At 71.4% G+C, this 24288-nt stretch carries 24 protein-coding genes and 7 tRNA genes; 21 read left to right on the top strand and 10 right to left on the bottom strand.

Annotated features, from left to right (window positions below):
• Positions 1-150: 150 nt before the first annotated feature.
• The 3 genes from ACZ56V_RS26980 to ACZ56V_RS26970 all read left to right on the top strand — a co-directional run bounded on the left by ACZ56V_RS26980 (position 151) and on the right by ACZ56V_RS26970 (position 1988).
• A complete protein-coding gene (locus tag ACZ56V_RS26980) occupies positions 151-333 on the top strand; it encodes a hypothetical protein (RefSeq protein ID WP_104633915.1) in 183 nt (60 codons plus the stop codon).
• A gap of 330 nt (positions 334-663) precedes the next feature.
• Positions 664-1599 carry a phosphotransferase family protein gene (locus ACZ56V_RS26975; RefSeq protein WP_398917219.1) on the top strand — a complete coding sequence of 312 codons (936 nt, stop codon included), beginning with the start codon at positions 664-666 and terminating at the stop codon, positions 1597-1599.
• A 101-nt stretch (positions 1600-1700) separates the two neighbouring features.
• Positions 1701-1988, top strand: a complete 288-nt coding sequence (locus ACZ56V_RS26970; protein ID WP_052837822.1) for a TFIIB-type zinc ribbon-containing protein — start codon at positions 1701-1703, stop codon at positions 1986-1988.
• A gap of 55 nt (positions 1989-2043) precedes the next feature.
• On the opposite strand, the gene ACZ56V_RS26965 is transcribed toward ACZ56V_RS26970, so the two are convergent.
• The 5 genes from ACZ56V_RS26965 to ACZ56V_RS26945 form a co-directional block, all read right to left on the bottom strand.
• Positions 2044-2115, bottom strand: a tRNA-Val gene (locus ACZ56V_RS26965).
• A 22-nt stretch (positions 2116-2137) separates the two neighbouring features.
• A tRNA-Val gene (locus tag ACZ56V_RS26960) sits at positions 2138-2209 on the bottom strand.
• Positions 2210-2245: 36 nt separating this feature from the next.
• A tRNA-Val gene (locus ACZ56V_RS26955) sits at positions 2246-2317 on the bottom strand.
• A 1-nt stretch (position 2318) separates the two neighbouring features.
• Positions 2319-2392, bottom strand: a tRNA-Cys gene (locus ACZ56V_RS26950).
• A gap of 38 nt (positions 2393-2430) precedes the next feature.
• A tRNA-Gly gene (locus ACZ56V_RS26945) sits at positions 2431-2503 on the bottom strand.
• Between the two features lie 177 nt (positions 2504-2680).
• On the opposite strand from ACZ56V_RS26945, the gene ACZ56V_RS26940 reads away from it, so the two are divergent.
• The 3 genes from ACZ56V_RS26940 (at position 2681) to ACZ56V_RS26930 (ending at position 5477) form a co-directional block, all read left to right on the top strand.
• A complete protein-coding gene (locus ACZ56V_RS26940; protein ID WP_468945788.1) occupies positions 2681-3742 on the top strand; it encodes a chorismate-binding protein in 1062 nt (353 codons plus the stop codon).
• Complete coding sequence (locus ACZ56V_RS26935) at positions 3739-4560, top strand: aminotransferase class IV (protein ID WP_356365960.1); 822 nt, start codon at positions 3739-3741, stop codon at positions 4558-4560. Before ACZ56V_RS26940 ends, ACZ56V_RS26935 begins: the two co-directional genes overlap by 4 nt.
• A gap of 92 nt (positions 4561-4652) precedes the next feature.
• Positions 4653-5477: a GNAT family N-acetyltransferase gene (locus ACZ56V_RS26930; RefSeq protein WP_398917207.1), complete on the top strand. Its 825-nt coding sequence runs from the start codon at positions 4653-4655 to the stop codon at positions 5475-5477.
• A 36-nt stretch (positions 5478-5513) separates the two neighbouring features.
• Here the strand turns inward: ACZ56V_RS26930 and ACZ56V_RS26925 are convergent, their stop codons facing one another.
• The gene (locus tag ACZ56V_RS26925) at positions 5514-6038 is read right to left on the bottom strand and encodes a DsbA family protein (protein ID WP_398917205.1); all 525 of its coding nucleotides are present in this window, start codon (positions 6036-6038) and stop codon (positions 5514-5516) included.
• 191 nt (positions 6039-6229) lie between these two features.
• Here ACZ56V_RS26925 and ACZ56V_RS26920 point away from each other — a divergent pair, with 191 nt between their 5' ends.
• Together ACZ56V_RS26920 and ACZ56V_RS26915 are read left to right on the top strand one after the other, a co-directional pair.
• Positions 6230-6682: a hypothetical protein gene (locus ACZ56V_RS26920; protein WP_104633922.1), complete on the top strand. Its 453-nt coding sequence runs from the start codon at positions 6230-6232 to the stop codon at positions 6680-6682.
• Between the two features lie 178 nt (positions 6683-6860).
• Positions 6861-7040 carry a hypothetical protein gene (locus tag ACZ56V_RS26915; protein WP_003977283.1) on the top strand — a complete coding sequence of 60 codons (180 nt, stop codon included), beginning with the start codon at positions 6861-6863 and terminating at the stop codon, positions 7038-7040.
• Between the two features lie 85 nt (positions 7041-7125).
• Here the strand turns inward: ACZ56V_RS26915 and ACZ56V_RS26910 are convergent, their stop codons facing one another.
• Both ACZ56V_RS26910 and ACZ56V_RS26905 read right to left on the bottom strand, forming a co-directional pair.
• Positions 7126-7686 (bottom strand): CGNR zinc finger domain-containing protein, encoded by a 561-nt coding sequence (locus tag ACZ56V_RS26910; RefSeq protein WP_398917203.1) that lies wholly within the window; start codon positions 7684-7686, stop codon positions 7126-7128.
• Between the two features lie 277 nt (positions 7687-7963).
• A complete protein-coding gene (locus tag ACZ56V_RS26905) occupies positions 7964-8377 on the bottom strand; it encodes an SsgA family sporulation/cell division regulator (RefSeq protein ID WP_004002642.1) in 414 nt (137 codons plus the stop codon).
• 191 nt (positions 8378-8568) lie between these two features.
• Here ACZ56V_RS26905 and ACZ56V_RS26900 point away from each other — a divergent pair, with 191 nt between their 5' ends.
• The 9 genes from ACZ56V_RS26900 to ACZ56V_RS26860 all read left to right on the top strand — a co-directional run bounded on the left by ACZ56V_RS26900 (position 8569) and on the right by ACZ56V_RS26860 (position 16823).
• The gene (locus ACZ56V_RS26900) at positions 8569-9021 is read left to right on the top strand and encodes a TIGR02611 family protein (RefSeq protein ID WP_398917201.1); all 453 of its coding nucleotides are present in this window, start codon (positions 8569-8571) and stop codon (positions 9019-9021) included.
• A gap of 79 nt (positions 9022-9100) precedes the next feature.
• Positions 9101-9172: transfer RNA gene (locus ACZ56V_RS26895), tRNA-Val, on the top strand.
• Positions 9173-9522: 350 nt separating this feature from the next.
• Entirely contained in the window at positions 9523-10824 is a 1302-nt protein-coding gene (locus ACZ56V_RS26890) for an ABC transporter substrate-binding protein (protein WP_467381920.1), read from the top strand.
• On the top strand, positions 10824-11822 hold the full coding sequence (locus tag ACZ56V_RS26885) for a carbohydrate ABC transporter permease (protein ID WP_398917197.1): 999 nt from the start codon (positions 10824-10826) through the stop codon (positions 11820-11822). The genes ACZ56V_RS26890 and ACZ56V_RS26885 overlap by 1 nt, the downstream gene beginning before the upstream one ends.
• Positions 11819-12730 (top strand): carbohydrate ABC transporter permease, encoded by a 912-nt coding sequence (locus tag ACZ56V_RS26880; protein WP_467381918.1) that lies wholly within the window; start codon positions 11819-11821, stop codon positions 12728-12730. Before ACZ56V_RS26885 ends, ACZ56V_RS26880 begins: the two co-directional genes overlap by 4 nt.
• 12 nt (positions 12731-12742) lie before the next feature.
• On the top strand, positions 12743-13342 hold the full coding sequence (locus ACZ56V_RS26875; RefSeq protein WP_398917194.1) for a hypothetical protein: 600 nt from the start codon (positions 12743-12745) through the stop codon (positions 13340-13342).
• A 133-nt stretch (positions 13343-13475) separates the two neighbouring features.
• On the top strand, positions 13476-16214 hold the full coding sequence (locus ACZ56V_RS26870) for an exo-rhamnogalacturonan lyase family protein (RefSeq protein WP_468945777.1): 2739 nt from the start codon (positions 13476-13478) through the stop codon (positions 16212-16214).
• Between the two features lie 39 nt (positions 16215-16253).
• The gene (locus ACZ56V_RS26865; protein ID WP_398917191.1) at positions 16254-16712 is read left to right on the top strand and encodes an SRPBCC family protein; all 459 of its coding nucleotides are present in this window, start codon (positions 16254-16256) and stop codon (positions 16710-16712) included.
• Between the two features lie 39 nt (positions 16713-16751).
• Positions 16752-16823, top strand: a tRNA-Val gene (locus ACZ56V_RS26860).
• A 143-nt stretch (positions 16824-16966) separates the two neighbouring features.
• Here the strand turns inward: ACZ56V_RS26860 and ACZ56V_RS26855 are convergent.
• Positions 16967-17692: an exonuclease domain-containing protein gene (locus tag ACZ56V_RS26855; protein WP_468945774.1), complete on the bottom strand. Its 726-nt coding sequence runs from the start codon at positions 17690-17692 to the stop codon at positions 16967-16969.
• 171 nt (positions 17693-17863) lie between these two features.
• On the opposite strand from ACZ56V_RS26855, the gene ACZ56V_RS26850 reads away from it, so the two are divergent.
• The 4 genes from ACZ56V_RS26850 (at position 17864) to ACZ56V_RS26835 (ending at position 22377) form a co-directional block, all read left to right on the top strand.
• Positions 17864-18430: a DUF4365 domain-containing protein gene (locus ACZ56V_RS26850; RefSeq protein ID WP_356365937.1), complete on the top strand. Its 567-nt coding sequence runs from the start codon at positions 17864-17866 to the stop codon at positions 18428-18430.
• The gene (locus ACZ56V_RS26845) at positions 18427-19683 is read left to right on the top strand and encodes a hypothetical protein (protein WP_468945772.1); all 1257 of its coding nucleotides are present in this window, start codon (positions 18427-18429) and stop codon (positions 19681-19683) included. The genes ACZ56V_RS26850 and ACZ56V_RS26845 overlap by 4 nt, the downstream gene beginning before the upstream one ends.
• A 92-nt stretch (positions 19684-19775) precedes the next feature.
• Positions 19776-21752 (top strand): threonine--tRNA ligase, encoded by a 1977-nt coding sequence (gene thrS / locus ACZ56V_RS26840; protein WP_467381911.1) that lies wholly within the window; start codon positions 19776-19778, stop codon positions 21750-21752.
• Positions 21753-21828: 76 nt separating this feature from the next.
• Positions 21829-22377: an HIT family protein gene (locus tag ACZ56V_RS26835; RefSeq protein WP_398917181.1), complete on the top strand. Its 549-nt coding sequence runs from the start codon at positions 21829-21831 to the stop codon at positions 22375-22377.
• A gap of 97 nt (positions 22378-22474) precedes the next feature.
• Here the strand turns inward: ACZ56V_RS26835 and ACZ56V_RS26830 are convergent, their stop codons facing one another.
• A complete protein-coding gene (locus tag ACZ56V_RS26830; RefSeq protein ID WP_468945768.1) occupies positions 22475-24130 on the bottom strand; it encodes a hypothetical protein in 1656 nt (551 codons plus the stop codon).
• Between the last annotated feature and the right edge of the window lie 158 nt (positions 24131-24288).

Below are 24288 nucleotides of genomic sequence, written 5' to 3'. Positions count from 1 at the left end.
TCCGGGAGGCCCGGCAATCGGTACGAGGGCATGACGTCCGGCGATCGCCCGACGCATAGATTTGAGGTCAAGCGGCGGGTGCAGCACTCGTCCCCCGAGGTCAGACACCCGCCGCTGCAACGAGACAACGAATCGGTCAGGAGAGGGACCATGGCCCAGACGGTTCCGCGGACGCTGGTCCGCACACGGCAAAGCCGCCGTCAAGGCCGTCGCCACCCCGTGGTGGCGACGCTCATGGCCCTGCCCCTGGCGGTCCTGCTCCTCCTCGTCTTCGACGGGTGGGAGACAGTGGCCACACAGGCGTCGTCCGTGGGTGTGGTGCTGGGGCGCTGAGCGGCGACCCCAGGCCCGGAAGAGCGGTCCGGGCGGGGACATCCATCCATGAAACCCCGTGGGGACGGGGGTGCGGCGGACGGCAAAATGCCGGCGCAGCTGGGGAGCTGCGCCGGCATTGCTTTTTCCTCCGGGGCTTCGAGACATCCGGCCCGGAGGTACGCGACCGGCCCCGCGCCGGTACGGGGTGTCGCCCGGAAGGCGGGATGGCCGCGCCGGCCCGAGGCGGGACCCGACGCCAGAGAAGCGGCGGGACCGGGGCCGGCACGGTACGGGCCGGGTCGGTCCGGGGAGCGTGGCCGCCCGCCGCGCCTGCGTACCCTCACCCACGTGACCACGGACGCCCCCGCCCTCCTCCCCGCCCTCGAAGCGCGCGTCAGGGAAACGGCCCACGCCCGCACCCCGGCCTGTCCCTGCGGCGCGGCCACCCTCGCCGACCGCCTCGACACCACGGTCGTCCGGCACGGGGACACCGTCGCCAAGGCCCACGCCGCGGACACCGACCCCGCCGAGCTGACCCTCCGTGTCACGGCCGCCGCCCGGCTCCCCGGGGTGCTCCTGCCCCCGCTCGCCCCGGCCCCCCTCGACCTGCACGGGCGGCTCGTCACGTACTGGCCCCACGGCACGCCCGTCGACCCGGAGGACCCGGACGCCGCTCCGTGGGAGGCCGCGGCCACGCTCCTGGCCCGCCTCCACCGCACGCCGGCCCCCGCCCCCGTACCCCCGATGCGCGGCCCCGCGAAGGCGTCCCTGGCCGCGGCCCGCCTCCGGGACACCGCCCCCGACCACCCCGCCACCGCGCCCGTACTCGCGGCCTGGGCGGTGCTCCCCGCCTGGGCGCGCGGCGAGGCCGCCATGCCGGACACGACCACCCTCTGCCACGGCGACCTCCACCTCGGCCAGCTCATACGCCACCCCGCCCCCGCGGGACCCTGGCTGCTGATCGACGTCGACGACCTCGGTACCGGCGTCCCGGCCTGGGACCTGGCCCGCCCCGCGGCCTGGTACGCCTGCGGGCTGCTCCCGCCCGAGGAGTGGCACCGCTTCCTGACCGCCTACCGCGTCTCCGGGGGCCCCGCCGTCCCCGCCGACGGCGACCCCTGGCCCGCCCTGGACGTCCCGGCCCGCGCCCTCACCGCGCAGACCGCCGCCCGGGCCGTCACCAAGGCGGCCCTGGAGGACCGGCCGCTGGACGAGGTGGAGCAGTCCCTCGTCGACGCCTGCGCGCGCATGGCGTCCGTGCGGCCCGCCGACCCACGGGGCTGAGCCGAAGTTCCGCGAAGTAGGGTGCAACCGACCCGCGGCGGGACAGAGTCTGTCCTGGCGATACGCGAAGCAGGACCGACCGGCGAGGAGTTGAGCCGAGCATGCAGTGCCCCAAGTGCCACGCACCGATGCACACCTACAACCGCAACGGCGTTCAGATCGAGCAGTGCAGCGGCTGCCGCGGCATCTTTCTCGACTACGGCGAGCTGGAGTCGCTGACCCGCCTGGAGGCCCAGTGGTCCCAGCCCGCGCCGCCGCCCCCGCCCGCAGCCCCGCAGGCGTACCCGGCGGCCCAGGCTCCGGCCTGGGGCGCCCCGCAGCACGGCGGCCACGGCCACTACGGCCACCACCGCCAGAAGAGCTTCGGACGCATGCTCTTCTCCAGCTGATCCGCCCACGACGAAGCCCCCGGCCGCTCGAGGCGGCCGGGGGCTTCGTTCCGTGTGGACGATACTGGGATTGAACCAGTGACCTCTTCCGTGTCAGGGAAGCGCTCTCCCGCTGAGCTAATCGTCCGGGAGGTGGTGCGACTACTGCGTGCGCGATACTGGGATTGAACCAGTGACCTCTTCCGTGTCAGGGAAGCGCTCTCCCGCTGAGCTAATCGCGCGGGGATCCGTGCGGATCGGTGATCCTGGCGGATCAGTGGACGATACTGGGATTGAACCAGTGACCTCTTCCGTGTCAGGGAAGCGCTCTCCCGCTGAGCTAATCGTCCTTGGAGGTGGAGACGGGATTTGAACCCGTGTAGACGGCTTTGCAGGCCGTTGCCTCGCCTCTCGGCCACTCCACCAGGGGTGCAGAAGGCCCGGGAGGCCCCCTGTTCCTGCGAGCGGACGACGAGGCTCGAACTCGCGACCTCAACCTTGGCAAGGTTGCGCTCTACCAACTGAGCTACGTCCGCCTGTCGGTTCGGTCCGCTTGCGCGGCCCGGCGACGTGATGAACTCTAGCGGATTCCGGGGCCAGCACAAAAACGCGTTTGTGCAGCGTGCTGCGGTGCGTCCGCTCGCGCACCAGGTCAGGGCACCCGGAAGGACACGTTCGGGTCACCTCGGGGCCACCGGCCTAGACTCGACAGCGTGCTCGCCCTCCCTCCCCTCGCCCGCTTCGGCGACCGTCTCGCCACCGGTCTCCTCGACGTCACGAGCGATCCCGCCGCCCTCGACTCCGAGGGCTTCTGGGCGGTGTGCGCGGACTTCGAGGGCCGTCTGACCTGCGCACGCTTCGCGCGGGTACGGACCGAGCCGGTGCCCGCGCCCAGGCCGGGAGCGTGGCGGGGCCCTGCCGTCGGCGACTGGACGTCCTCGCTCGACCACGGCGCGTACACGGCGGGCGTACGGCGTATCCGCGCGCACATAGCCGCCGGCAAGGTCTACCAGGCCAACCTCTGCCGGGTGCTCTCGGCGCCCGTCGGTCGCGGCGCCGACGTGGACGCGCTCACCGCCCTGCTGGCCCGCGGCAACCCGGCGCCGTACGCCGGAACGATCCGGCTGCCCGGACACGGCGTCGAGATCGCCACCGCCTCGCCCGAGCTGTTCCTGCGCCGGGACGGCCGCACCGTCGAGTCCGGACCGATCAAGGGCACCGGCCGGACCGAGGCCGACCTGCTGGAGAAGGACTACGCCGAGAACGTCATGATCGTGGACCTGGTCCGCAACGACCTGGGGCGGGTCTGCGCCACGGGCACGGTCACGGTGCCCGACCTGTGCGCCGTCGAGAAGCACCCGGGCCTCGTCCACCTGGTGTCCGCGGTGCGCGGCGAGCTGTCCGCGGACGCCGGCTGGCCGGAGCTGCTCGCCGCCGCCTTCCCGCCCGGATCCGTCACCGGCGCGCCCAAGTCCAGCGCCCTGCGGATCATCGACGCGCTGGAGACCGCCCCCCGGGGCCCGTACTGCGGGGGCATCGGCTGGGTCGACGCCGACCGGGGCACGGGCGAGCTGGCCGTGGGCATCCGCACCTTCTGGATCGACCGGGCCGCCGACGGCGCCGCGCGGCTGCGCTTCGGCACCGGCGCCGGCATCACCTGGGGCTCCGACCCGGAGGGCGAGTGGCGGGAGACCGAACTGAAGGTGAGCCGGCTGCTCGCGATAGCGTCGGGGGTGTACGAGGAGAACGGAACTGGAGAGGCGCTGGCGACGTGAAGATCTGGCTCGACGGCGGGTTGCAGGACATCGGGTCCGCCCGCGTCTCCGTCCTCGACCACGGGCTGACCGTGGGCGACGGCATCTTCGAGACGGTGAAGGCGGTGGACGGCAGGCCGTTCGCGCTGACCCGGCACCTGGACCGGCTGACCCGCTCGGCCCGGGGCCTGGGCCTGCCCGACCCCGACCTCGACGAGGTGCGCCGCGCCTGTGCCGCCGTCCTCGACGCCAACCCGATGCGGCTCGGCCGGCTGCGCGTCACCTACACCGGCGGCCACGGCCCCCTCGGCTCCGACCGCGGCGAGCACGGCCCGACCCTCGTCGTCGCCCTCGGCGAGGCCGCCCGCCGCCCCGACTCCACGGCCGTGATCACGGTGCCGTGGACCCGCAACGAGCGCGGCGCGCTCACCGGCCTGAAGACCACCTCCTACGCCGAGAACGTCGTCGCCCTCGCCCGGGCCCGCGAACGGGGCGCCTCCGAGGCGCTGTTCGGCAACACGGTGGGCCGGCTGTGCGAGGGCACCGGGTCGAACGTCTTCGTCGTCCTCGACGGCGAGATCCACACCCCGCCGGTCGCCTCCGGCTGCCTCGCCGGGATCACCCGCGCCCTGGCCGTCGAGTGGACCGGCGCCCGCGAGACCGACCTCCCGCTGGACGTCCTGGACCGCGCCGACGAGGTCTTCCTGACCTCGACCCTGCGGGACGTCCAGGCCGTGCACCGTATCGACGACCGTGAACTGCCGGGCGCCCCGGGACCGGTGACCGCGAAGGCCATGCGGATCTTCGAGGAGCGGTCCGGGGACGACCTGGATCCGTGACCCCCGAACCGTGACCCGGATCGGTGAGCCGGAGCCGCGAAGGCCCCGAAATTCGGCTGCCGTTCTCGTCCACGGTGGGTAGAACTGCCGTGATGACCACGACCCTGCGGCCGACCGAGCCGCTCCAGCGCGCCGCCGACGGGACCCGTTCGCGCCACTACCAGGTGTGCGTGAACAGCCGCCCCGTCGGTGTGCTGCACCTCGGCACCTCATCCTCCCTCGGCGACTCGGTGGCCGTGATCCACGAGCTGCGCGTCGACGAGCCGGACCGCCTCCGCGGCCGGGGCACGGTGGCCGCGCTCGCCGCGGAGGAGGTGGCGCGTGCCTGGGGCTGCCGGCAGATCGAGGCGGGCGTCGCCGGCGACGCCGAGGCGGGCAACCGGCTCGCGCAGGCGCTCGGCTACGTCCTGCGCAACCGCACCATGGCCAAGCCGCTCGGTGCCACCCCGCCCGCCCTGCCCAGGGGCAGCGGCGCACGGCCCATGACACCGGAGGAGTTCGCCGCCTGGCAGGCGTACCAGTCGGAGCGGTACGCCCGTACCTGGATGGAACGGGGCGTGCCCGAGGCCGACGCGCACGAGAAGGCCCGCCGCGACCACGAGGTGCTGCTGCCACAGGGGCTGGACACCGAGAACATGCTGTTCAGCGTGTTGGAACACGAGGGCGTGCGGGTCGGGATCCTGTGGCTGGCGCTGCGCGAGGACCGGGCCTTCGTCTTCGATGTCGAGGCCGACCCGCCCCACCGGGGCCGGGGCCACGGCCGCACCCTGATGCTGCTGGCCGAGGCCCGGGCGATCGCCGCCGGCCACTCCCTGATCGGCCTCAACGTCTTCGCGGGCAACACCGCGGCCGAGCGGCTCTACGAGTCGCTCGGCTACGAGACCACGCGGTACATCTACTGCAAGCCGCTGCTGTGAACGGCGGGCGGCTCGTCCCGGCCCCGCCGCCGTTTCTCAGTCCCGCTGCCCGGCCAGCAGCCGGTCCGCGATCTCCTCGACGCGCTCGCGCAGCCCTTCCTGGCTCTTGCCGCCGTCGAGGCGCTCGCCGCCGATCACGTACGTGGGAGTGCCGGTCACGCCGATCGCCTTGCCCTCGGCCTGGTCGGCGTCGACGATCAGGATGTGCCGGCCGTCGATGAGCGCCGTGTCGAACTCCTCCGCGTCCAGCCCCAGTTCCCGGGCCACCTCGACCAGGAAGGGCTCGCCCGCACGGTCCAGCTCCGAAACCCGGTCCAGGACGGCCTCGGCGTACGCCCAGCCCCGGCCCTGGGCGAACGCCTCCTCGGCGGCCTGCGCGGCGGCGAAGGCGTGCTTGTGCTTCTCCAGCGGGAAGTGCCGCAGCCGCACGTCCAGGCGGTCGCCGTAGCGGGCGCGCAGGGCGCGGAGGTCGTCCAGGGCGGTGTGGCAGTCCGGGCACTGGAGCTCGCACCAGACGTCGAGGACGGGCGCGGCGGGACGGGCGGGGGAGGAGTCGCTCATGCCCTCCATCCTCCCAGCCCGCGGGACGCCGTCCCGACCGGCCTCGTACCGCGCCCCCGGCACCTGCGGAGGAGCCGACCCCGAGATCTCCCTGATCTCGGGCCCCCGGCATGGCCTCACGGCGGGCGGACGGTGCAGGATGGAAGGGACGAAGTACTCATGCCCGACCGAGCCCAGCCCTGGAGGACCGGATGATTGCCGAGACCGTCTGCTCCGCGGTGTCCGCGGCGGGCCTGGGTATCGCGGCGGTCACCGCGTACCGCAAGCGCTTCCTCACCGCTGCCCGTGTCGCCGCCTACTCCCTGGTCCCGATCGGCCTGGTGATGACCGGAGTCGTCGAGTGGCTGGCCGACACGGCCTTCAGCCCGGTGGCCTGGGCGGGCTTCGGAGTGCTGGGCGTGGCCTGGGTGCTCTTCATGACCACGCGCGCCGTGGAGCGCCGCCGCGGCGGCACCCGCAAGGAGCGCAAGGAGGCCCGGGCCGCGGCTCAGCGCGACGCGGTGGCCCCCGGCGCCTCCGCCCCCTCCCTGGGGACCGGCTCCCGTCCGGCCGCCCAGCCCGCGTCCCGCCCGGCGAAGGCGTCCCGCGGCGGTGACGACGACTTCAGCGACATCGAGGCCATCCTCAAGAAGCACGGGATATGAGGCGCGAGGCCTGAACGGCCGGCGCCCGGGGCTGAAACGACACAGCGGTCCGAGGCCGACAGTGCGCGCTCGGTAATGATCACGATCCGACCGGACATTGCGACATTCAACCAACACGCGGTCGTAACGGGCGTGTTGATCGCGTGGACCCCGCCCGCTGCGTCATCATCGCGGCGAGATGCCGGACACCACTCAGCTGGATTCCCAGCTGGACACGAGACAGAGCGAAACCGCGCGGGTGCAGGACGAACCACGCGGCTGCCTCTTCGCCCTATCCCAGCCACCGCTCATGATCTTCCTGGCGGTGATCGGGTGTCTGCTGCTCATGGCTTCGTTGCACGATCTGCTGTTGCTGTGAGCCGTACCCGCGCTCCCCGGCGTCACCCGCCGGGGGCCGCGTCGCCGTCCGCGCATCCGCGGCCGCACAGTCCCCGAGGGCGGCGTCAGCCCGCCGCCTCCTTGCGCCGGGCCCGGTAGGCGGCCACGTGCAAGCGGTTCCCGCAGGTGCGGCTGTCGCAGTACCGCCGCGAGCGGTTCCGGGAGAGGTCGACGAAGGCGCGCCGGCAGTCGGGGGCCTCGCACCGCCGCAGCCGCTCCTGCTCCCCGGCCACCACGAAGAACGCCAGGGCCATCCCGCAGTCCGCGGTGAGGTGGTCCGCGACGGAGGCGCCCGGCGCGAAGTAGTGGATGTGCCAGTCGTAGCCGTCGTGGTCGGTGAGCTGGGGCGTGGTGCCGGCGGCCGCGACCAGGTCGTTGATCAGTCCCGCGGCGGTCCGGGCGTCGGGAGCGGCGAAGACCGCCGCGAACCGTCCCCGGATGCCCCGCACCGCCGAGAGATCGAGGTCCGTGAGCACGCCGACCTCGCTGATCTCGTGCGTCGCCACGAATTCCTGGAGGGCCGCGACGTCCGGCAGCCCGTCCGGAGCCGATTCGTCCTCCGGCACCGTGTTCACCAGATCCACCACGGTGTCGAGCGCGCACCGGGTGTCGTGGGTGATCAGCACGTTTCGCTCCCTGGCCTGGGGGTCGGGCGGACGCCCGCCGATGCTGGCCGATGGTAGTGGCTGGCGCGGCGGGCGAACCGGCCGCGAGCGGGCCACCGTCCTCGGTCGCCCCTACAACGGCGGCCGGCCCGCCTTCGTTCCCCGGTGCCGCGCACACAGCGGCGCCGCCCCCGCGGAGATCCGCGGCGACGACGCCGTGTGTGCCGTATGCGGTTGTCCGAGCCCGTGCCGTCACCCCGAGTCGACGGCGACGGGCGGCTTCACGCGGGGCCCCGCCCTAGCTTTCCGCCAGGATGTGCGAGAGCTCCTGATCGAGGTCGAAGTGCCGGTGTTCCGTGCCGGGGGGCACGGCGGCGTCTGTGCGCTTCAGGAAGGACTCCAGGGCCCGCGCAGGGGCCTCGAGCAGTGCTTCGCCCTCCGGGGAGCTGAGAGCGATGCACACGACGCCCTGGCCGTGACTGCGGGACGGCCAGACACGGACGTCGCCGGTGCCTGTGGGGCGGTGGAGACCTTCGGCGAGGAGGTCGCGGGCGAACACCCACTCGACGGTCTCCTCGGCTCCGGTGTGGAAGGTGGCGTGCACGGCGTAGGGGTCGGCCGTGTCGTACCGCAGGCCTGCGGGGACAGGCAGGGAGGACTCGCTCGACACAACGAGGCGCAGGTGCAGCTCGCAGCTGACCGTGGTGTTCATAAGCGCCAGGGCCTTTCGCTCAGTGTGCGCTCGGGGATTCGCACGTCGGCGAAATCGACATGCCACCTACGGTGCCGTTGTAAACCCCTCTGAGTGTTTTGCGTGCGTTTACGTAACTCTTCCGGCCGAGAGATCGTTCGGGTCGTACGCCCATTCCGGTGACAGGTTTCGCTCCGGTAGTGTTTGGCCGTATGAACACGGGGAGTAACAAGCCCGGCGAGGCGGCCGTGGCGGCAGACCGTACGGGGACGGACGAGGCCACGGCCGAGCGAGCGCTCGGTTCGCGGGCGCCGGAATTCATCAAGGCGCGGCGTGCGCTGCACCTGAGCTGGCAGGTCGGCGTCTTCGTCGTCGGCCTCGCGGTCGTGGTGGCCGGCATCATCATGCTGCCGCTGCCCGGACCCGGCTGGGTGGTGATCTTCGGCGGCATGGCGATCTGGGCGACCGAGTTCGTCTGGGCCCAGCTGGTGCTGCGCTGGACCAAGCGCAAGGTCACCGAGGCGGCGCAGCGTGCCCTCGATCCGAAGGTGCGGCGCCGGAACATCATCCTGACCGCGATCGGCGTGGTGATCATGGCCGTGCTGGCCGGGATCTACCTGTGGAAGTTCGGCCTCCAGATGCCCTGGAAGATCAAGGACCAGTGATCGCCGGCGGGGGCCGCCCATCGCGGTCCCCCGCTGGTCACGGGCGCCCCTGACATGGGGTAATGTTCTTCCTGCGTCCGGGCGATTAGCTCAGTGGGAGAGCGCTTCGTTCACACCGAAGAGGTCACTGGTTCGAACCCAGTATCGCCCACCGGATCATCAGGCGGCCCCGTTCACCCTCGTGAGCGGGGCCGCCTTCGTGTGCCGTGCCGCGGGTGCCCGGCACTCCGCTCCGGTCCGCCTTCACCCAACCGTGACCTTCCGCGCCGCCGTCCATGGCGGTCCGGCGCGCGTTCGGCCCGTCGGTCACGCCCCGCCGACCTGTGGGTTCTGTGCGGTGGCGACCGGTGGGTTCCGGCCGGGCGCCGGCACCGTCCCCGCTGGAGCCCGTGAATTCCTGTCCGAATCATTGACGCGCCCCTGGGCCCTCCGTACCTTGTGCCAGCAAGCGCTTACTTGAAACGATTCATGAAGCGAACGCGACGTCGCGGGGAGGCTCGTATGCAGCAGGGCGGGAATGCGGAGCGGCAGGCCGGGAGGCGGACGATCCTCAAGGCGGCGGGGGCCTCGCTGGCCGTCGCGGGACTGGGCGCCACGGCCACCGCGTGCGGCGGCGGGAGCGGCTCGGGGGACGGAACGGTGACGATCCGTTACTCCTGGTGGGGTGCCGAGGACCGGGCGCAACGCATCAACAAGACCATCGCGCTCTTCGAGAAGAAGTACCCGAAGATCAAGGTCAAGACCGACTTCCAGCCGTACACCGACTTCTGGAAGAAGTTCAACACCCAGGCCTCCGGGGGGAATCCACCGGACGTCTTCCAGAATGCCATCGGATTCCTCCGCAAATACGACGCCAAGAATGTCCTCCTCGATCTCGGCGAGCAGGTCGAGGCGGGAAATCTCTCCATGGACGGCTTCCGCGCGGGCCTGGAGAAGTTCGGCGAGATCGACGGAAAACTCCTCGGCGTGCCCGTCGGGTCCAACTCGATGGCCCTGGTCATCGACAAGCCCGTCTACACCCGGGCCGGCATCAAGCCCGAACAGGGCTGGACGTGGGACGACTTCGACGAGGCGATGACGAAGGTCCGCGACAGGACCGGCCGGGCCGGTGACAGCGGCATGTACGGCGTCATGTACCTCTACGACCTGTACCTGCGTCAGAACGGAAAGGCCTTCTTCACCGAGGACGGACTCGGCTTCACCGAGGCGGACCTGACCACCTGGTGGACAAAGGCGGAGAAGGACGTGAAGTCCGGCCTGTTCGCCGACCCCAAGAAGGTCGCCCAGATCAAGCCCAAGTCGGCGCTCTCCGCGGAACTCGCCGGCAGTGAGTTCACCTGGGACAACTTCACCGTCCGCTACACCTCCGAGGGCAAGAGCGAGTACGGTCTGGCGCCGATCCCCACCACGGACGGCAAGCGGACCGGTCAGTACCTCGGCTCCCTGATGCTCAGCGCCTACAAGCGCACCGAGCACCCCAAGGAGGTCGCCCAGTTCATCGACTTCATGGTCCACGACCCCGAGGTCGCCAAGATCATGGGCTACGACCGCGGTGTCCCCACCACGCAGGCCCAGTACGACGCCTACCAGCCGACCGACCCGGTCAACAAGGCCATCGCCGCCTACGAGGAGTCGCTCGTCGCGGCCGGCGTCCTGGAGCGGATCACCCCGCACCCCAACGGGGCCGACATCTGCGAGGCCGCGTTCCTGCGCATCGCCGAGGAGATGGCGCTCGGCTCGCGCTCCGTCGAGGACGCCGTCAAGCAGTTCTTCACCGAGTCGAAGACGGCTCTCGCCGGCTGATGGGAAGCGCCGTGACACACGCCCCCGCGATGGAGGGCCTGACGGACTCCGGGCCGCGGCACGGCCCGGTGAAGGCCCCGCGCCCCGCCGGGCTGAAGCGGCGGAGCCGCCGGGAGAACCTGGCCGGATACCTCTTCATGTCCCCCTGGATCGCCGGGTTCCTGCTGCTGACGGCGGGCCCGATGGTCGCCTCGCTCTACTTCGCGTTCACCGACTACAACCTGTTCGACGCGCCCAGGTGGATCGGCCTGGACAACTTCTCCGAGATGTTCGGCGACCCGCGCTGGCGCCACTCGGTCCGCATCACCCTGTGGTACGTCGTGGTCGGCACCCCGATCAAGCTGATCGCGGCGCTCGGGGTCGCGCTGCTGCTGGCACAGAAACGGCGCGGACAGGCCTTCTACCGGGCCGCGTTCTACGCGCCGTCGCTGATCGGCGCGAGCGTGTCCGTCGCCATCGTGTGGAAGGCGATCTTCTCGGACGACGCGGTCGTCGACCGTACCCAGCAGTTCTTCGGGATCGACGCCGGCGGCTGGACCGGAGACCCGGAACTGATCATCTACAGCCTGGTGGCGCTCACCGTCTGGCAGTTCGGCGCCCCGATGGTCATCTTCCTGGCCGGTCTGAAGCAGGTGCCGCGCGAGCTGTACGAGGCGGCCGACGTGGACGGCGCGGGGAAGCTGCGGCAGTTCTGGAACATCACCCTGCCGATGATCTCCCCGGTCCTCTTCTTCAACGTCCTGCTGGAGACCATCCACTCCTTCCAGATCTTCAGCTCCGCCTACATCGTCGGCGGCGGCGCCGGGGGCAACGCCTGCGGGCCGGCGGACGGCACGATGGTCTACACCTGCTACCTGTACGTCCAGGGCTTCGAGAACAGCCGCATGGGCCTGGCCTCGGCCATGGCGTGGATGCTGCTGGTCGCGGTCGCCCTGGTCACCGCGGTGCTGTTCTGGTCCCAGAAGCGCTGGGTGCACTACGAGGAGGGCGGCCGATGAGCGCGCAGGCCACCGACGTCACACCGGTCACCGACGTCCCACCGCCCCGGTCCACCAGGGCGGCCGCGCTCCGGCGCGGGCTGCCCGGATCGCTCGCCTGGCACCTCGGGTCGCTGGCGATCCTCGCCGTGATCCTCTATCCGGTGCTCTGGGTGATCGGCGGCTCCTTCAAGGAGAGCGGCGACATCGTCGGCAGCCTGGACCTCTTCCCGGGCGACCCGATCACGTCCAACTACACGAGCCTCGCCGACGGCATCGCGGACATCTCGATCTCCACCTTCTTCGTCAACTCGCTCTTCCTCGCCGTCGGTTCCGTGATCGGGATCGTGGTGTCCTGCTCGCTGACGGCGTACGCCTTCGCGAAGATCAGGTTCGCCGGCCGCAACCTGCTCTTCACGCTGATGATCGGCACGCTGCTGCTGCCGTACCACGTGCTGCTGATCCCGCAGTACGTGCTCTTCCGCAACCTGGACATGATCAACACGTACACCCCGCTGCTGCTGGGGAAGTACCTGGCCACCGAGGCGTTCTTCGTCTTCCTGATGGTGCAGTTCATGCGGAACCTGCCCAGGGAGCTGGACGAGGCCGCCCGGCTCGACGGCTGCGGGCACTTCCGCATCTACTGGTCGATCGTGCTTCCGCTGTGCCGGCCGGCGCTGATCACCAGCGCGATCTTCACCTTCATCAACTCCTGGAACGACTTCATGGGCCCGCTGATCTACCTCAACGAGCCCGGCAAGTACACGATCTCCCTCGGCCTCAAGATGTTCGTGGACCAGGAGGGCCTGGCGAACTACGGCGGCATGATCGCCATGTCGCTCGTCGCCCTGCTGCCGGTCCTCGCCTTCTTCCTGGCCTTCCAGCGCTATCTGATCGACGGCATGGCGACGTCCGGCCTGAAGGGCTGAGGTGGGATTCCGATGACCGAAGCGCGTGCCAGGGCCCGTACGGAGCCGGGGGAGTCCCGGTTCGCCCAGGGCTTCGCCCTGTTCGCCGAGTGCCTGCTCACCGGCGTGTGGATCGCGGTGGCGGCACTGCCGCTGGTCACCTACCCCGCCGCGTTCGCCGCCGGCGCGCGGCACCTCGGGCGCCGGACGGCCCACGAGCGCGGCGGCTGGCGGGAGTTCGCCGCCGACTTCCGGGCCGCGGTGCGCCACGGGTGGCTCGTCGGGGTCGCCGGCTGGGCCGCCCTGGCGGTGGTGTGGGTCGACGTGCGTGCCGTGCGGGACGGTCTGCCGGGCGGTCCGCTGGTCGGCACCGTCGGCGTCCTCGCCCTGATCGGCGCGGCGGTCGCGGGACTGCGCGCGGCGGCGGACTGGCACCCCGGCGCCTCCTGGCGGTCGCTGCTCGCGCGGGCGGGCCGTCGTACCGTGCTCGACCCGGCCGGTTCCTTCCTCCTGGTCGGCGGACTGGCCGTCGTGGTCTGCTCCGCATGGTTCAGCGCACCGCTGGCCGTCGCCGTCCTGGGCGCCGTCGCCGCGGCCGCCGTCGCGGTGGAGGAACGCCACCGGCGCCGCTGATCCGGCGCCTTCGCCTCCGGGGCGGTCCCGTGCCGCGGCGGCCGCCCCTCCCTCCCGAGGTCGGTGCCCCGGCGCCGCACCTCCGACTGTCATGCCCTTGACACCCCTGCACCCCGCACGGAAAGGAAAGGCCATGTCCCCCATCCCCCGCAGGTCCCTCCTCAAGGCGGCCGCCGTCGCCGGCGCCGCCGCCCAGTTCAGCTGGGCGCTGGGCACCAGGAACGCGCAGGCCGCCCCCGCCGCCGCCCCGGCCGCCGCCGACGGTCCCGTCACCCTGACCTGGCTGGAGGACGGCGGCCTCGGCGCCGCCCCCGGCTCCACCGTCGGCGTCCCCTGGCCCAAGGGCGCTCTCCGGGAGGACCAGTCGTTCGCCGTCACGGACGCGGACGGCAAGGCCGTACCCGTGCAGTCCTGGCCGCTCGCCCACTGGCCCGACGGCTCCCTCAAGTGGACCGCCCACGCCGTCGGTTCCGGGAACGGCAAGCTCACCCTGGCCGCCGGCACGCCGGCCGCGCCCGCCAAGAAGGTCACCGTCACCCGACGCGGCGGCACCATCGACATATCGACCGGCGTCATCACCGCGAGAATCGGCACGTCCGGATCGGCGCTGATCAAATCGGTCACCCGCGGCTCCACCGAGATCGCCAAGAACGGCCGCCTCGTCCTGCTGCGCCAGCCCGAGATCGAGGACGGCGACCAGGGCACGGTGAAGTACGAACGCTTCGACGGCGCGGTCGACGAGGTAGAGGTCGAGCAGGACGGCCCGGTCCGCGCCGTCGTCCGCGTCGACGGAAAGCACCGCAAGGGCCACCGAGGCTGGCTGCCCTTCTCCATCCGCCTCTACTTCTACGCGGGCGCCGACTCCTTCCGCATGGTGCACACCATCACGTTCGACGGGAAGCAGGAACCCGGAAAGGCGAGCGGCGACTTCATCCGCGGCCTCGGCGTCCGCTTCACCGTCCCGATGCGCGACGAGGCCTACGACCGCCACATCCGCATCGGCGGCGAGGGCACCGGCCTGCTCCGCGAGGCGGTCAAGGGCATCACCGGACTGCGCCGCGACCCCGGGGCGGCCGTACAGGCGGCGCAGTTCGCCGGAGAGAAGCTGCCCGACCCCGCCACCTGGGACCAACGGGTCACCACCCGCCTGCAGTACATCCCGGAATGGGGCGACTACACCCTCGCCCAGCTGTCCGCCGACGGCTTCACCCTGCGCAAGCGCACCAAGAAGGGCCACGGCTGGATCGGCGCGGGCGGCGGACGGCGCGCCTCCGGCTTCGGCTACGTCGGCGGCGCGAGCGGCGGCCTCTCCTTCGGCCTGCGCGACTTCTGGGAGAAGCACCCCGCCCAGCTCGACATCCGCGACGCCCAGACCGACGAGGCCGAGGTCACCCTCTGGCTCTGGTCGCCCGAGGCCCAGCCGATGGACCTGCGCTTTTACCACGACGGCATGGGCCAGGACACGTTCCCCGAACAGCTCGAAGGCCTCAACATCACCTACGAGGACTACGAACCGGAGTTCGGCACCCCCTACGGCATCGCCCGCACCTCGGAACTCCTCTTCTGGGCCAACGCCACCACCCCCGGCGCCGAGGAACTCGCCGAACAGGTCGGGGCGGTTCGCGTCCTGCCGCAGCTCGCCGCCCCGCCCGAGCAGCTCATCAAGGCCGGGGTCTTCGGCCCCGGCCTCTACTCCGCGCCCGACCGCTCCACCCCCGCCAAGGCGAAGATCGAGGACCACCTCGACTTCCTCTTCACCTACTACAAGGACCAGGTGGAGCAGCGCCGCTGGTACGGCTTCTGGGACTACGGCGACATCATGCACACCTACGACGCCGCCCGGCACACGTGGCGGTACGACGTCGGCGGCTACGCCTGGGACAACTCCGAACTCTCCCCCGACCTCTGGCTCTGGTACGCCTACCTGCGCTCCGGCCGCGCCGACATCTTCCGCTTCGCCGAGGCCATGACCCGGCACACCGGCGAGGTCGACGTCTACCACCTCGGCAAGTGGGCCGGCCTCGGCACCCGGCACGGCGTCCAGCACTACGCCGACAGCGCCAAGCAGCAGCGCATCGCCAACACCACCTACCGGCGCTTCTACTACTTCCTCACCGCCGACGAACGCGTCGGCGACCTCATGCACGCCAACGTCGACTCCGACGAGACCTTCCTCGCCCTCGACCCGCTCCGCAAGATCCGCACCGAGCCGTACACCCCCGACCGCAACGCCCTGTCCATCGGCTTCGGCACCGACTGGAGCGGCCTGGTCTCGGCGTGGCTCGCCGAGTGGGAGCGCAAGGGCCCGAAGTGGGAGAAGGCCAGGGACCGCGTCCTGTCCACCATGGAGACCATCGCCGCCCAGCCCAACGGCTTCGTCCAGGGCAGCGGCCTGTACGACCTGGACACCGGGAAGTTCGCCGTCGCCGACACGCCGAAGGTCGAGGTCTCCCACCTGTCGGCCGTCTTCGGCCTGAACGAACTGTGCGCCGAACTGATCGACCTCGTCGACATGCCGAAGTTCGAGGAGGCGTACTACGACTACTGCCGCTACTTCAACGCGAGCAAGTCCGAACAGGCCGAGCGCTACGGCGCGAACTTCGGCAGCCTCATCCTCTTCCAGGGCCACTCGCGCCTCGACGCGTACGCGGCCGTACGGACCGGCGACGACAAGCTCGCCACGCGCGCGTGGCAGAAGTTCTACGACTCCGACGGCTACAAGGAGTCGGCGCCCTGGACGACACAGAAGCTGAGCGGACCCCTCACGCTGGTGCCGGGCAGCGAGGCGAGCTGGGTGTCCACCAACGACACCGCCCTCTACGGCCTCGCCGCCATCGAGAACCTCGCACTCCTGGGGGACAGGATGCCGTAGCCGGCCCCTGACCGGCGCGGGCGCGGGCACACTGCACGGGTGGACTGGAACCATTACCGCTTCCTCAGCCTGTGGCCGCTGCCCGCGCCCGCCCCGGACGTCTACCGCGCCCTGGAACGCATCGAGGACTACCCCCGCTGGTGGCCGCAGGTCCGCGGGGTCACCCGGCTCGGCGACACCGGCGGCGTCCTCCGGTTCCGCTCCCTGCTCCCGTACGAGCTGACCGCGACCGTGCGGGAGGGACGCCGGGACCCGGCCGCGGGGGTGCTGGAGGTCGCGATGAGCGGCGACATGGAGGGCTGGGCGCGCTGGACGGTCGCCCCGCGCGGCTCCGCCACCCTCGTCCGGTACGACCAGGAGGTCGTCGTGCGCAAGCCGCTGCTGCGCCGCCTGGCCGTGCCCGGACGGCCCCTGTTCCGCGCCAACCACCGCCTGATGATGCGGGCCGGGCGGCAGGGCCTCGCCGCGCACCTGGCGGGCGGCCGGCAAGCGGTTTGATGGAACCGCGCGGCGCCCTGTATGGTTCAGTGCGTTCCCGGGCGATTAGCTCAGTGGGAGAGCGCTTCGTTCACACCGAAGAGGTCACTGGTTCGAACCCAGTATCGCCCACGCTCGCAGACAGCGACGTGTGTCCGCAGAATACGCGGACCACGTCGCTCTCTTCGTTTCTTGCACGGCTTCGCCGCGCGAAGTGGGGGCTCCGCCACCCACATCCCCGGCCCCTGGTGTCGCCGTGGGCCGCGACAGTGACGTCACGCCGCCGCCGGCAGGTCCGGCCGCAACGGCCAGGCCGGGTCCACCGGCTCCTCCGTGCCGTTGAGCGCGAACCACGCCTGCAACCCACGTGCCTGACCCGCGTGCCACACCGCCTGGAGGGTGTGCAGCTCGGCGGGGGAGAGGCGCTCGAGCCGTGCCTGGAAGCGCCGCCCCACCGCCCGTACGACCTCCAGCGCCGCCTGGGCGTCGGCCGCCGCGTCGTGCGCGCCTTCCAGCTCCACGCCGTAGTGGGCGCACAGGTCGGTGAGGGTGCGGCGGCCCTTGCGGTAGCGGTCCAGGTGCTTGTCCAGCACATGCGGGTCCAGCACGTGCAGCGACGTCCGCTCCAGCCAGCGGCCCAGCGACGAGGCGCGGTGCCTGCGCAACTCCCGGTCCAGCAGCGTGAGGTCGAACGGCGCGTTCATCACCACCAGCGGACGCCCGGCGCGGGCCTGCTCGGTCAGCGCCTCGGCTATCTCGTACATCACCGGCGCCGGCCAGCGGCCGTGGCGCTCCACGTGCTCCTGGGTCAGCCCGTGCACCGCCGTCGCCGCCTCGGGCACCGGCACCCCCGGGTTCACCAGCCACCGGGTCACCCGCGGGCGCAGGCCCGGCGCGTCCTGGACGACGAGGGCCGCCGACACGATCCGGTCGGTCTCGGTGTCCACACCCGTCGTCTCCGTGTCGAAGGCGGCCAGCGGCCCCTCGAACCAGCTCGTCATAGGGCACTCAACTCCTCGTCCGAGCACGGCAGCTGACGTGCCGTCCCTTGTCCCGGTTCGGTGATACCCGGGCTGTTTGCGACGTACGCCGCAAGGACACAACAGGAGTACGGGTCTTTGCAGTTCACAGACCCGCCACGGGGATTCACCAGTTCTGGAAGGCTGTTGGCCATGGCCATTGCGCAGCCCGAACGGGGCGGGCTGCTGCCCGAGCGCACCGCGCCCTCACGCGGCTCTCTCGCCACCACCGCCTGCATGGAGACCTTGCAGGTCGGCTACCTCCACGCGGTCGCCGCCGCGGCGGGCTGCTCGCTCTCCCAGCCCTTCCCGGACAACGGCATCGACTGGCACGTCAGCCACAGCGCCCCCGGGCACACCGTCGACGACGAGGTCACGATCAAGGTGCAGCTCAAGGCGACGTACCAGCTCCCGCCGAACCCCCCGGGGCGTTTCTTCTCCTTCACCCTGGACAACGACCACTTGACGAAGCTCGCCCGCACCCCCGTGTCGGTGCACAAGATCCTGGTCGTGATGATCGTCCCACGGTCCCGGGACCAGTGGCTGCGCGCCGGCCACGACCGGCTCGACCTCAGGCACTGCTGCTACTGGACCAACCTCGCCGGACATCCGGTCACCGGACGGCGGCGCACCACCGTGCGGATACCGACCGCGCGGATCTTCGACGACCGTGCGCTGTGCGAGATCATGACGCGGGTCGGGACGGGAGGGAAACCATGACGCACCGCCCGACCGGCGAACCCCTGCGCTCCGTACGGCCGCACCCGGCCAACGCCCTCGACGGCACCCCCCGGGACGGCGGCACGCCCGAGCCCGGCACCGTCGACCCGGCCGTGCTGACCGCCCTGCTGCACCGGCACGGCTGGCGCCGGCGCGGCGGCGCCCCGGGCCGCTACGGGCGCTGGACACCGCCGGGACCGGCCGCGGGCGTCACCAGCCTCCTGGTGCCCGTCAGCCGCGCCTTCCCCGACAGCGACGACCTGCTCGGCGAGGCGCTGCACGCCCTGTCCCGCAGCGGCACACCCGCCGCCCGCGAGATCCTGCTCGCCCTCGCCGTCCCCAGCGACGAGATCCGCTGGGAACGCGACATACCGACGGGACCCGGCGACACCGCGTCCTGGACGGCTGAGGAGCAGCTGCGCTCCGCCGCCCGCCGGATGCTGCTCGCCGGAGCGCTCGCCACGCGCGCGCGTGCGGGCTACTACGGCGCCCGGCACCGGCGCGCCGCCGGCGCGGCCCTGGAGAACGTCGTGGTGGGCCCCGCCCCTGGCGGCCGCCGCCTCACGGCGTTCCTGCCGGTCGGCACCGGCCGCCCCCTCGCCGTACGCCTCCACCAGGCCCTCTACGCCGCCCGGGAGGCCGTCGACTACCGGCGGGCCACCGGGGGCACGGAGGCCTTCGACTCGGCCGTCGCGGCGGGCGTCAGCCACGAGCTGACCGAGTCCCTCGTCGCCCTGGTCCGGGGCACCGAGGGCGCCCGGATCGCCGTCGGCTGGGCCCCGGCCGCGGGCGTCCCCGAGGGCTGCGGCGTCCCCGCCGAACCCGTCGAGTTCTCGCCCGGCGATCTGCCCGCCCTGCGCGAGGCCGCCGCCCGCTACCTGTGCGCGGAGCCCTCCGTGCCGGTGCGGATCACCGGCACCGTGGTCCGCATGCGCCGGCCCGGCCCCCGCGGCACGGGCACCGTACGGCTGCGGGTGCTGGCCGGGGCCGAGGTGCCGCACGTGCGGGTCGCGCTGGACGAGGAGGCGTACCGGATCGCCGGGCACGCCCACCTCGTCGGGCTGCCGGTGCGGGTGCTCGGGCGGCTGGAGAGCAGGGGCGGGTTCCGCAGGCTCACCGGCGCCTGCGAGATCACCCCCGTACAGGTCGACGACGCGGAGCGGGACCGGCTGCTGAAGGCCGTCCAGGAACACGTCGAGGTCGCGGCCTTCTTCGAGGAGACCTGCGGCGACGGAGGCGAAGGAGGGGACTGATTTCGCGGTGCGCGGCCCCGGGTCGGTACGATCGCCCCCATGCGTGCGCTCCGGTATGGCGCCGCGGCCCCACCTTCAGTCAGGAGAGACCGGTGTCAGACGTCCGTGTGATCATCCAGCGGGATTCCGAGCGGGAAGAACGCGTGGTGACGACGGGCACTACGGCCGCCGAGCTCTTCGCCGGCGAGCGCTCGATCATCGCCGCCCGCGTGTCGGGCGACCTCAAGGACCTCGCCTACGAGGTGAAGGACGGCGAGACCGTAGAGGGCGTCGAGATCTCCTCCGAGGACGGTCTGAACATCCTGCGCCACTCCACCGCGCACGTCATGGCGCAGGCCGTGCAGGAGCTGTTCCCCGAGGCCAAGCTGGGCATCGGCCCGCCCGTCAAGGACGGCTTCTACTACGACTTCGACGTGGAGAAGCCCTTCCACCCCGATGACCTCAAGGCCATCGAGAAGAAGATGCAGGAGATCCAGAAGCGCGGGCAGCGGTTCTCCCGCCGCGTGGTCACCGACGAGGCCGCCCGCGAGGAGCTGGCAGACGAGCCGTACAAGCTGGAGCTGATCGGCCTCAAGGGCTCCGCGTCGCACGACGACGGCGCGGACGTCGAGGTCGGCGCCGGCGAGCTGACGATCTACGACAACCTGGACGCGAAGACCGGCGAGCTGTGCTGGAAGGACCTTTGCCGGGGCCCGCACCTGCCCACCACCCGCAACATCCCGGCCTTCAAGCTGATGCGCAACGCCGCCGCCTACTGGCGCGGCAGCGAGAAGAACCCGATGCTCCAGCGCATCTACGGCACCGCCTGGCCCACCAAGGACGAGCTGAAGGCTCACCTGGAGTTCCTCGCCGAGGCCGAGAAGCGCGACCACCGCAAGCTCGGCAGCGAGCTGGACCTGTTCTCCATCCCGGAGCAGATCGGTTCCGGCCTCGCCGTCTTCCACCCCAAGGGCGGCATCGTCCGCCGGGTCATGGAGGACTACTCGCGGCGCCGCCACGAGGAGGAGGGTTACGAGTTCGTCTACACCCCGCACGCGACGAAGGGGAAGCTCTTCGAGACCTCGGGCCACCTGGACTGGTACGCCGACGGCATGTACCCGCCCATGCAGCTCGACGAGGGCGTGGACTACTACCTCAAGCCCATGAACTGCCCGATGCACAACCTGATCTTCGACGCGCGCGGGCGCTCCTACCGTGAGCTGCCGCTGCGCCTGTTCGAGTTCGGCACCGTGTACCGGTACGAGAAGTCGGGCGTCGTGCACGGCCTGACCCGGGCCCGCGGCTTCACCCAGGACGACGCGCACATCTACTGCACCCGCGAGCAGATGTCCGAGGAGCTGGACAAGACCCTCACCTTCGTCCTGAACCTGCTGCGCGACTACGGCCTGACCGACTTCTACCTGGAGCTGTCCACCAAGGACCCGGAGAAGTTCGTCGGCTCCGACGAGGCCTGGGAAGAGGCCACCGAGACGCTGCGCCAGGTCGCCGAGAAGCAGAACCTGGAGCTCGTGGCGGACCCGGGCGGTGCCGCGTTCTACGGCCCGAAGATCTCCGTCCAGGCCAAGGACGCCATCGGCCGCACCTGGCAGATGTCGACCATCCAGCTCGACTTCAACCTGCCGGAGCGCTTCGACCTGGAGTACACGGCCGCGGACGGCACCAAGACCCGCCCGGTCATGATCCACCGCGCGCTGTTCGGCTCCATCGAGCGCTTCTTCGCGGTGCTCCTGGAGCACTACGCGGGCGCGTTCCCGGCGTGGCTGGCGCCGGTGCAGGCGGTGGGCATCCCGATCGGCGACGCGCACGTCGAGTACCTGGAGAAGTTCGCCGCGGCCGCCAAGAGGCAGGGCCTGCGCGTCGAGGTCGACTCCTCCTCGGACCGGATGCAGAAGAAGATCCGCAACGCCCAGAAGCAGAAGGTGCCCTTCATGGTCATCGCGGGCGACGAGGACATGGCGAACGGCGCGGTCTCCTTCCGCTACCGCGACGGTTCCCAGGAGAACGGCATCCCCGTCGAGGAGGCCATCGCGAAGATCGCGAAGATCGTCGAGGAGCGGGCGCAGGTCTGACCGCCGGTGTGAGGGGCCCCCGGGAGATCCCGGGGGCCTTTCCCCTTCGCCGCGGGCGACGCCATATGCTGCACGCATGACGAGTGAGCCGGAGCAGCAGCTGGGAGTGGGGACGCAGGACGCGTTCCAGCGTCTGTGGACGCCCCACCGGATGGCCTACATCCAGGGCGAGAACAAGCCGAGCGGCCCCGGTGCCGACGACGGCTGCCCCTTCTGCTCGATCCCGGCCAAGTCCGACGAGGACGGCCTGATCGTCCGGCGCGGCGAGCACGTGTACGCGGTGCTCAACCTGTACCCGTACAACGGCGGCCACCTGATGACCGTGCCGTACCGCCACGTCGCCGACTACACGGAGCTGAACACCGTGGAGACCGCGGAGCTGGCCGAGCTGACCAAGCAGGCGATGACGGCCCTGCGCACCGCGTCCGGCGCCCACGGCTTCAACATCGGCATGAACCAGGGCTCGGCGGCCGGCGCGGGCATCGCCGCCCACCTCCACCAGCACGTCGTTCCCCGCTGGGGCGGCGACACGAACTTCATGCCGGTCGTCGGCCACACGAAGGTGCTGCCGCAGCTGCTGGGAGACACCCGCAAGATGCTGGCGGAAGCCTGGCCGACGGCCTGAGTGTCCAGCCCGTCCGGCGTTTGAGGACGAGGCCGTCCAGGCCGAAACGGGGACTGGGGGCGCACCCCACGGGCGCCCCCGCCCCACCGCCGGAGGCCTACGCGTCGTAGACGTCTGCTTTCTTCGGCACGGCCTCCTGAACCGCCCCGCTCAGACCACCCGCGCGGGCGCCGAACTTCTCCGTGTCCACGCCGTTCTCCTTCAGCACCCTGATCGCCGCCGAGTGCACAGCCCGCAGCACCGGCGTGGCCGCGCGCAACGCGTCGTCGGCCATGAAGCGGTGACGCCACGGCCGGTCCGCCCAGGCGTGCCGCACGCCGAAGGGCTCGGGCAGCGTGAGCTTGCCGCCCAGCCAGTACAGCAGCGGGGGATACCAGGTCAGCGGGGCCCGCGCGGCCAGCCGCACCACCTCGTCGGCGTCGACCAGCGGGAGCTTCACCGTGCGGGTCTCCCAGAACTTGACGGACTTCTGGACCGTCTTCTCCTTGGCCGCGGGCTTGCTGGTGAACAGCGAGTGCACCGGCCCCAGGGCGTGACCGGTGACCTCGATGCGCAGCGTCTCGTGCAGCACCGTCACCGTGATCAGCATGGAGATGACCAACTGGCCGTCCCACAGGGTCCACTGCACGCCCAGGTAGTGCCGGTCGCCCGCGCCGAACTGCTGCTTGTCGCAGATCTCCTGTATCGCGTGCTGCTTGACCTGGTACGCCTCGACGTCCGTGCCCTCGGGGCGGGACACCGAGTCGGCGTTCTCACCGATCGGGGTCACGATCCAGTGCCGCACCGTCGGCTTGGTGAAGCCGCCGGTGTGCAGCGGACCGCGCTCCAGCATCCGCAGCCGGTCGTGGATGGCCTTGATCACGTCCCAGCTGCGGAACGGGTTGATCTCCCGGTCCGGGTCGACGGGGACCAGCTCCTCGGCGAGCTGCCAGTTGCCCCAGCGGGTGCCCATGCCGAGGATCCCCTTGGGACCGGCGTAGAAGACGGAGTTGGACTGCTGCTCGGCGCTGAGCCGGGCCAGCGACTGCCGCAGCTCCTCGGCGGCCGTCTCGCCGGGGCTGCTCGGCACCGCCTCGGGCACCTTGGCGCCCACGCCCGCGCCGGACAGGAGGCCGCTCCAGCGCTCCCTGAGGTCCCGTGCGGTGCGCTCGCAGATCCGCTTGGCCCAGAACCAGCCGATCACCGGGGCGACGACGCAGGCGCGCGCGTACAGGGCCCAGAAGCCGCTGAAGGGCATCTTGAGCAGGAAGAGCACGGCGAGGACCGCCATCGCGAGCAGCAGCGCGGTGGCGAGCGCGCCGGCCCGCTTGTCCTCGCGCCGGGCGATGGTGGTGCGGATCTGGAAGACCAGGAGCCAGATCAGCAGTCCCGGCAGGAACAGCAGTCCGCACAGCACCATGACGGCACTGAGCCAGTTGTCCCGGTCCCTGCGTATGCGGTGCGCCGCGAGACTGTGCTCCACGACCACCTGGGGCTGGGTGCCGAAGGACTGGATGAGCGGGGCCCGCTTGGGGCCCAGCATCCGGTCGATGATCGCCCGGGAGTACGCCTCGCCGAGGTTGGGCCGGAACAGCTTGATCCGGGGCTTGCTCACGGACGACTTGTGCCACTCGCTGTTGGCCTTGAGTATTTCCTCGGCCTCGCTGTCCCGGTAGGCGGCCGAGGCCAGCGCGAAGGTGGCCGTCTGGCCGCCGTCGTCCGTGCGCGGCACCTGCGGTCCGAAGAAGTCCGCGTAACCGCCGTCAACGGTCATTCCCGCCCCCGATCGCCACCACTGTCGCTCCTGCGGCCTTCCCGACTTCCCTGCCCCGCACACCTGTTGATCTGGTCATCAGCGTATCCGTCGGGACCGCCGCGCGTCACGGGACGTCCAAGGGCGCCCTCCCACGCGCGGGTCGGCCGCCGGGCGCG

This window comes from Streptomyces sp. NPDC034099, from assembly GCF_055575415.1.
The sequence above is the reverse complement of the archived record's forward strand: the minus strand, read 5'-3'. Positions and strand labels throughout refer to the sequence as shown.

Bases quoted from the DNA above. Each gene is read 5' to 3' on its own strand.
- ACZ56V_RS26980 (WP_104633915.1), top strand. From the start codon at position 151: ATGGCCCAGACGGTTCCGCGGACGCTGGTCCGCACACGGCAAAGCCGC.
- ACZ56V_RS26970 (WP_052837822.1), top strand. From the start codon at position 1,701: ATGCAGTGCCCCAAGTGCCACGCACCGATGCACACCTACAACCGCAAC.
- ACZ56V_RS26930 (WP_398917207.1), top strand. From the start codon at position 4,653: ATGACCACGACCCTGCGGCCGACCGAGCCGCTCCAGCGCGCCGCCGAC.
- ACZ56V_RS26925 (WP_398917205.1), bottom strand. From the start codon at position 6,038: ATGAGCGACTCCTCCCCCGCCCGTCCCGCCGCGCCCGTCCTCGACGTC.
- ACZ56V_RS26920 (WP_104633922.1), top strand. From the start codon at position 6,230: ATGATTGCCGAGACCGTCTGCTCCGCGGTGTCCGCGGCGGGCCTGGGT.
- ACZ56V_RS26915 (WP_003977283.1), top strand. From the start codon at position 6,861: ATGCCGGACACCACTCAGCTGGATTCCCAGCTGGACACGAGACAGAGC.
- ACZ56V_RS26905 (WP_004002642.1), bottom strand. From the start codon at position 8,377: ATGAACACCACGGTCAGCTGCGAGCTGCACCTGCGCCTCGTTGTGTCG.
- ACZ56V_RS26900 (WP_398917201.1), top strand. From the start codon at position 8,569: ATGAACACGGGGAGTAACAAGCCCGGCGAGGCGGCCGTGGCGGCAGAC.
- ACZ56V_RS26890 (WP_467381920.1), top strand. From the start codon at position 9,523: ATGCAGCAGGGCGGGAATGCGGAGCGGCAGGCCGGGAGGCGGACGATC.
- ACZ56V_RS26885 (WP_398917197.1), top strand. From the start codon at position 10,824: ATGGGAAGCGCCGTGACACACGCCCCCGCGATGGAGGGCCTGACGGAC.
- ACZ56V_RS26880 (WP_467381918.1), top strand. From the start codon at position 11,819: ATGAGCGCGCAGGCCACCGACGTCACACCGGTCACCGACGTCCCACCG.
- ACZ56V_RS26875 (WP_398917194.1), top strand. From the start codon at position 12,743: ATGACCGAAGCGCGTGCCAGGGCCCGTACGGAGCCGGGGGAGTCCCGG.
- ACZ56V_RS26870 (WP_468945777.1), top strand. From the start codon at position 13,476: ATGTCCCCCATCCCCCGCAGGTCCCTCCTCAAGGCGGCCGCCGTCGCC.
- ACZ56V_RS26855 (WP_468945774.1), bottom strand. From the start codon at position 17,692: ATGACGAGCTGGTTCGAGGGGCCGCTGGCCGCCTTCGACACGGAGACG.
- ACZ56V_RS26850 (WP_356365937.1), top strand. From the start codon at position 17,864: ATGGCCATTGCGCAGCCCGAACGGGGCGGGCTGCTGCCCGAGCGCACC.
- ACZ56V_RS26845 (WP_468945772.1), top strand. From the start codon at position 18,427: ATGACGCACCGCCCGACCGGCGAACCCCTGCGCTCCGTACGGCCGCAC.
- ACZ56V_RS26835 (WP_398917181.1), top strand. From the start codon at position 21,829: ATGACGAGTGAGCCGGAGCAGCAGCTGGGAGTGGGGACGCAGGACGCG.
- ACZ56V_RS26830 (WP_468945768.1), bottom strand. From the start codon at position 24,130: ATGACCGTTGACGGCGGTTACGCGGACTTCTTCGGACCGCAGGTGCCG.